The sequence below is a fragment of the Candidatus Margulisiibacteriota bacterium genome, from assembly GCA_028706105.1.
In the GTDB taxonomy this organism is placed as follows: domain Bacteria; phylum Margulisbacteria; class Riflemargulisbacteria; order GWF2-35-9; family DYQY01; genus DYQY01.
Window position 1 is genome coordinate 1 of the sequence record JAQWCF010000117.1, and the last position, 4,210, is coordinate 4,210.

Annotated in this window: 3 protein-coding genes; 2 read left to right on the forward strand and 1 reads right to left on the reverse strand. The window is 33.1% G+C overall.

Features of this window, described 5'->3' with window-relative positions:
- Positions 1 to 207 precede the first annotated feature (207 nt).
- Both PHF25_08950 and PHF25_08955 read left to right on the forward strand, forming a co-directional pair.
- A complete protein-coding gene (locus PHF25_08950; protein MDD4528136.1) occupies positions 208 to 711 on the forward strand; it encodes a transposase in 504 nt (167 codons plus the stop codon).
- 17 nt (positions 712 to 728) lie between these two features.
- Positions 729 to 1,760 carry an IS3 family transposase gene (locus tag PHF25_08955; GenBank protein ID MDD4528137.1) on the forward strand — a complete coding sequence of 344 codons (1,032 nt, stop codon included), beginning with the start codon at positions 729 to 731 and terminating at the stop codon, positions 1,758 to 1,760.
- A gap of 591 nt (positions 1,761 to 2,351) precedes the next feature.
- On the opposite strand, the gene PHF25_08960 is transcribed toward PHF25_08955, so the two are convergent.
- On the reverse strand, positions 2,352 to 3,956 hold the full coding sequence (locus tag PHF25_08960; GenBank protein MDD4528138.1) for a transposase: 1,605 nt from the start codon (positions 3,954 to 3,956) through the stop codon (positions 2,352 to 2,354).
- Between the last annotated feature and the right edge of the window lie 254 nt (positions 3,957 to 4,210).

Sequence of the window (4,210 nt, forward strand, 5' to 3'; positions counted from 1 at the left end):
GTACTAACTCTGAATTTATGTCACGCTTCTTAAAAGCAGAATTATCCCATTCATTAAAGAACTCGAGATAATCTTCTAAAGCAATGTCTATAATTACACGACCTGTATCTTTGTTTTTCCTGAATAGCCCTATGTGTTAGGATAGTTGTCGTATAGAAAGAATAATGTATAATAGAAATACGACAATATATCCAAGGAGAATAAACTATGGCTAAAAAAAATAGAAGCTATACCAAAGAATTTAAAGATTCAGTTTTCAAAAGGTTAGATCAAAATGAAACAGTTACATCTTTATCAGATGAATTAAATATATCTAAGTCCACTATATATCAATGGGTCAGAACACACAATAAAAAGCGAAAAAATAATTCCATTAATCTAAAATCTAAATCCAATTGGACTTCTGAAGATAAATTCCAAGTTGTGCTTGAAACATCAAGTCTAACAGAAACAGAACTAGCTGAATACTGTAGGAGGAAAGGTATTTATGTTGATGAAGTAAAAACATGGAGAGAACAATGTCTCAAAGCTAATCAATCAACAACTGAGGATTCTAAAGAATTAAAGGATTCCCTAAAAGCTGAAAAAGAGCTAAACAAAGAGCTTCGAAGAGAACTTAGACATAAAGAGAAAGCATTAGCAGAAACAGCTGCACTATTAGTATTAAGAAAAAAAGCAAACGCGATTTGGGGGGACCCCGAGGAAGACTGATCAGTGACTCAGATCGCGTGACAGCAGTAGAGCTGATCAATGAAGCTAGGGCTAATGGTTGCAGATTAAAGCCAGCCTGTGACGAACTAAATATCAGCGTCCGAACATACCAAAGATGGACACAAGAAGGAGAAGTAAAAAGAGATCAAAGACCATTAGTAGAAAGGCCAACCCCTAAAAATAAACTAACGGAAGAAGAACGTAAAGAAATAATTGAAACAGTTAATAAGCCTGAATATGCAGATTTAGCACCATCACAAATAGTTCCCAAATTAGCTGATGAGGGTAGATATATAGCCTCAGAAGCAACTATCTACAAAGTCTTAAAAGAAGAAAAAATGAATGCTCACAGAGGTAGAACTAGTCCACCAGTAAAAAGGGAAACACCAACACATATAGCTACAGCTCCAAACCAGGTATGGACTTGGGATATAACTTGGTTAAATGCATTTATCAAAGGACAATACTACAAACTTTATCTAATAATAGACATGTTCAGCAGACTAATAGTTGCTTATGAAGTTTGGGAGGAAGAAAAGGCTGAACTTGCAGAGCGCCTAGTAAGAAAGGCTACTTTATCACAAGGAATAGCCGGCAGACCATTAGTATTACATTCTGATAATGGTAGTCCCATGAAAGCAGCAACATTTCAAGCAACACTAGAGAAACTAGGAGTACAAAGTTCATTTTCAAGACCAAGAGTAAGCAATGACAACCCATACTCGGAGGCGCTGTTTAAAACGATGAAATATAGACCCCAATATCCATTTAAAGGCTTTAAAAGCTTAGAAGAAGCCAGAAGATGGGTGGGGAAATTTGTAAAATGGTACAATCATGACCATTTACATAGTGGAATCAATTTTATAACCCCATATCAAAGACACTATGGTCTAGATAAAAAGATTATGGAAAACCGTATTAAAGTATATGAGGAAGCCAAAGCAAAGCATCCAGAAAGATGGTCAAAAGATATTAGAAATTGGACATTGCCTGAATATGTATCACTAAATCCTATTAGTGAAGAAGAAGCAAAAAAAGTTATTGGGTAAAAAACAACATAACCAAAATGAAGCAGATTTGGCGAAGCGAACCATTGATATGGAGAGGCCTATATGGTAGCCTCTGAAGAAGGCAGTACCTTTATACACTCCATGCCTTCAGGTACCAAAACCATATAGGCAGAGGCTCCATGTCAATGGCAAATCGGAAACGAAGCAATGAAATATTGGCAATGAAATATTTTTCTCTTAAATGCGACAACTTACTTGACAAACACCGATAGTGTTTCATAATGATTATATTTTTTCATATCAACCTCTGTGAACTTTGAATCTAATAATTCATTAAATTTTGTCTTAAGCAGATTATACCATATCTTTATCAGATTTTGCAGTCTAAATCTCATAATTCACCTAAACGATGTTTACTGGGAGAATATTCGTTTCCTCCTTAATTAATTTAAAGATTAATTTTGCTTTATTAGGGTATTCATATAATATGATTAGAGTGTCAAAATACACAATAATCTAATAGATATAAAAATTGTACCTTGAAAATTTAACACAAATTAAATATAAATTCATTTTTGATGATTGTATTGCAGTATTTGATGCAAATAAACACTTATACCCCTGCTTATTTTAGCATAGTTCTGGTTCTAAGGTGCATGAAACAGAACTGTTAGTAAAGTTAAACAGTTTTTGGAAGTTTAATGCTGCTACTTTGATTCCAAAATGTAGCTTGGTTCTAAGCTTGCCTCTTACAGGCATTTTATCTACCCGATATTTTCTTCTTAAGATAGATGGCAAAGATTCAACACCGTTTCGGAATCTTGCAAGTTCTTTAAAATTTTCGCTCTTCATATATCTTTGTTGCTTTGCACGTTCAGCACTTTTCCATGAAATGATGAGTGAGGCCTTCTTTTTATTAAACTTAGGATTACATTGGTCCTTATATGGGCATTGGTTACATTTGTTTTTATCAAGTGTTATTCTGCATTGTTCGGTTTGAGGATTGAACTTGTTTGTTAATGGAGTCTGGCCTCCTGCACATTTTAGAACCTTTTTACCATCTTCACTGAATGTAAATTCGGCATAAATATCGGTAGCTTTTCTACCTTGCATATTAGTGGTTACTAAATTTATATGTTTTTCTTTTGAAAGTTCTATGTTTTCTAAACCACCATATGCTCCGTCTGTAACTAAAGTTACTTTGTGTTCTTCAGTTCCTGCTATGCCGTCAATAGACTCTTTTAAGAAAGCACTGTCGCTGTGAATATTTTGCTCATATGAATAATCTGTTATTATACTTTTGTTTTCATCAACGGTTTCTATGAGGTTCGCAACATATCCACGATGTTCCTTACCAGATTTAAATCTGAAAGTAGCATCTGGGTCAGATGGATTTTGTAAAATACTTGCGTCAAGGGTTTCATCATTTTTGGACTTCAATTCAAGGTTTCCGTCTGCTGCTGTTGTAGTTTGTTCCTTGATTACTCTAATTAACAATTGATATTCACTTGATTCATCATATGAACCCTTACATTTATGTAAAAGTAACGATGCATCCTTAAGAACTATTTTTATCTTATCATCTATGTTCTCACTACGCATATGATAAATAACTTTATTTTGATCATCCGCATCGCAGTAATGCTTTAGTTCTTCTGGTATATCATCTTCTTTCCTTTTCATAAGGTTTACCAGATTTGAAACACATGTGTATAAAAGTTCCAGACGAGATAGTTTTTTAATGTTAGATGCTACCATCATACTATCCATACGATTTAGACCTTTACGAATTCCCATGAATTCTGCTATTTGGGATGATAGACTATTAATACAACTTTTAATCAAGTCTATTCCTGTTTCTGTTTCGTAAGTAATGCATCTTTCTCTAAAGCGACTTAATGTTCTGTCACTTAATGGTTGTTCCTCAAAACTTGTTGTATGAAGAGCATATTGATATCTAATATCAAACATTAGAGATTCCACAAGTTCATCATCTGTATCTCCAAGCATCTCTTTTAAAATCATTGATCCAATTATGACGTTAACAGGAGTGTTAGGTCTTGAAGCATTATCGCTATACAGTACAGAAAAAGGTTTTTCATTAATATTTGGAAATATCTTTTCGGCAAAAGGCTTTGCCCATGATTTTTCAAGAAATCTTTTTTCTCTATCTGTTAGATTAAAAACACTATCATTAAAATTTAATTGGTTGCTTTTATTAGAAACAAATGACATCGTGGTACCTCTTCATCAGTATATTTTATATATCAATTATACCACGAAACCACGTATTTTTCAAGCTTTGTGTTAAATTTTCAAGGTGCTAATACTATATTTATTAGTTGCTTTTGACACCTTAATCATAATATAATTAAATTTTTGTATTTGCTTTCATTATACTCGAATTAAAGTTCTAATACGATTTTAAATGGTTTAAAAAAAATATAAAAAGGAGACAAACAAAAATGGAATTTAAAGAATATACATCA